General features: G+C 38.4%; 1 protein-coding gene, 1 tRNA gene and 1 pseudogene. 2 read left to right on the forward strand and 1 reads right to left on the reverse strand.

The window, feature by feature from the left end; all coding sequences use genetic code 11:
- Positions 1-78: 78 nt before the first annotated feature.
- Positions 79-151: transfer RNA gene (locus FC51_RS11465), tRNA-Thr, on the forward strand.
- 189 nt (positions 152-340) lie between these two features.
- On the opposite strand, the gene FC51_RS11470 is transcribed toward FC51_RS11465, so the two are convergent.
- Positions 341-1474 carry a site-specific integrase gene (locus FC51_RS11470; protein ID WP_054769302.1) on the reverse strand — a complete coding sequence of 378 codons (1134 nt, stop codon included), beginning with the start codon at positions 1472-1474 and terminating at the stop codon, positions 341-343.
- 238 nt (positions 1475-1712) lie between these two features.
- On the opposite strand from FC51_RS11470, the pseudogene FC51_RS12605 reads away from it, so the two are divergent.
- Positions 1713-2904 (forward strand): annotated as a pseudogene (locus tag FC51_RS12605) (S-layer protein); the annotation flags it as partial.

Raw genomic sequence — 2904 nt, forward strand, 5'->3', positions numbered from 1 at the left:
TGTCGACGGTTCGAGCCCGCCTGCCGGAGCTTGCCGAGATGCTAACTTAATTGTTAGCATTTTTTGTACTAAATATTTGCCGACTTAGCTCAGTTGGTAGAGCATCGGTATCGTAAACCGAGGGTCACAGGTTCGACTCCTGCAGTCGGCATAATTATACAAATTAGAAGAAATATTAAAATTAGGAATGCTGTTAAATAGGCATTCCTAATTTTTTTAATTTATAAAAACGTACTAGAAAGTATTAAAATATAAATAATAACGGGCAAATAACGGCCAAACGGGCAGAAGAAGTTTAACCTGATACAGAGTAAAATAACAAAATAAAAGCGGAACCTTATTAAAGGTTCCGCTTGATTGGTATAGTTTCATCATGAGAGGAAAGGTTATCTAACTCTTCACGAATCTGTTGATCGTTTTTTGCTTTATATTCATCCATTAAATAGGAATAAATCTTTGTTGTTGTGGATACATCAGCATGGCCTAAACGCTTAGAAATGATGTAAATGTCAATTCCTCGAGATAGTAGGTAAGCTACATGTGAGTGTCGTAAAGAATGAAAGTGAAAGCCCTGTTTTTGAATCCCTAAGTCTTTTAGTATAGAACGCAACTTTTTATTAACGGCAGAGGATGATGGAATGGATTTATATTGATTAACAAAAATTAGTTCTCCATTATTGTGATCTTTCAAGATCTTTAATGATTTCAGCAATTCATCATTAACTGCAATGATTCGATTTGAACCAGCCGTCTTGGTATCTTTGAATCCACCGCCTTCGGATGAATTCCAAGATTTAGTAATGCTAATCGTTTTAAAATTAAAATTAACGTCATTCCAAGTTAATGCTTGAATTTCCCCCAAGCGAGCACCAGTTAAAACGGCCGTCAGGATCATAAAAGTGGAGGTAAAGTGATAGTTTAAGTGATTCTCCAAATAAGCGATGAGACGCTTAATCTCAGCCACGTTGAGGTATTCCACATGCTTATCACGTGACTTATCATAAATAAGACTGACTCGCTGGGTGAAATCTTTATGAATCAGATCGTCAAGAATGGCATTTTGAACAGTTGCTCTAATCAGTGAATTAACTTTATAAACAGTATCTTTTGCATGAGAATGACCATAGAAGTTAATAAATGCTTGATATTGTGGTCGGTCAATACTTTTTAAAGTAACATCACCGAAATAATTATGTAATACTCGACTGGTTATTTTATAGCGATTCTTAGTCTGATTCTCAATTTTGGGTTCTTTGTACGTGTGATAAAAATAGTCAAAATAGTCAGCAAACTTAGGATCTTTAGGAACGAGATCCAAACCATTGTGGATATCGATTTCCAATTGACTCGCAAATAGCTTTGCAGCTGATTTAGTTCTAAAGCCGCTCTTAGTTTTCTCATGTTCCTGACCATTGGCATCATAATAGTAGTATCTTACCTGGTATCCATGACCATGTTTACGTATTGATGGCATTATTATTCTCCTTTGGATAATATACTAACACATAGTGGAGGGAATCCCCTTAATAGATCGATCATTTATCAATGATCATGGCATATAGATTACAGAAAAATGTTAAAGCCTTTACAACTCCTTTTTTCTTTTGCATTCAACCTTGATTATGTTATACTATTTACAGCAAGTTAGTTGAGGCATGTTTTTGCATGCCTAGGTAGCTTGAAAAAACAATTTTTTTGGGAGGAAATTACACATGAAAAAGTCATTGAAAAAGACTCTTTTTGCTGGTGTAGCTGCATTATCATTTGTAGCTGTTGCCGGTGTATCTAGCACAAATGCTAGTGCAAAATCATATGCCAAAGTTACATCAAACAAAGCTTTGACAACTGATGCTACTACTCGTAACGTTGCTGTTAACGGTACTAACGCTCTTTATACAAAGGCTGGTACTTTGAAGGGTGCTAAGACCGTTGCAACTAAGACTACATTAGCCGGTCTTAAGGACTCTAAGCAAGGTCAAAAGAACTTCCGTGCTTATCGTGTAGCTACTACTAACCGTGGCTCAGTTTACTACAAGGTTGTTTCATTTGATAAGACTTACCGTGGCTGGATCTACGGCGGCAAGCGAGTTACTGCATTTGCTGGTGGTGTTGCTTCATTCAACACTACTACTGCCCCTGCAGCAGCTGCAAACACTTCATCTTCAGCATCTTCAGCTTCAATCAATACTCAGGGCCAAACCACTGCATTGACTGACGCTCAAAAGAATGCTACCTACAAGATTACTAAGGCTGGTACTGCTAACGATGGTACTGCTACTACTTATACTTATCCTGCATGGACTGAGTACAAGAAGGGCCGTACCGTTACTGATGCTACTCCTTACGCTAACGATACCTTCAAAGTTACGGACCAAACTACCCGTACCCGTGAAGGCGACCTTTGGGTAAAGATTGCTGATACTAATGCTACCAACGGTCAAAAGATCAATGGCTGGATTAAATACAGCGCCTTGACTGCTACTTCAACTACTCCTACTACTAATAATCAAACACCAAATGCTGATCAAGTAGGTGTTAAGGTCGTTGACCCTAGCGGCAAGCAACTAGGTTATACCTTGTTGACGAAGAATTCAAATGAAACTAATGGTACTCAAACTGTTTTGGCTACCTATCCTGGTCTTAACAGCTTAACACATACTCAAGCTACTGCTGATTCATATGCTGCATTATTGGATCGTGTGAGTGTTAAGGGTTATGGCTCAGCTTCATTGACTCAAGCACAACTAGCTGCTAATGCTGCTGCCGTTCAGGCCGTTGCATATGGTAAAGTTGTTACTATTACTGTAGCTCAAGTAAATACGGCTGCATTTGCAACTAACTTAACTATGAACATTGACGCTAATGTTGCTGCTCCAATTATTGCGGGTACACCTGGTACTCAAG

This window comes from Lentilactobacillus parabuchneri DSM 5707 = NBRC 107865, assembly GCF_001435315.1.
In the GTDB taxonomy this organism is placed as follows: Bacteria; Bacillota; Bacilli; order Lactobacillales; family Lactobacillaceae; genus Lentilactobacillus; species Lentilactobacillus parabuchneri.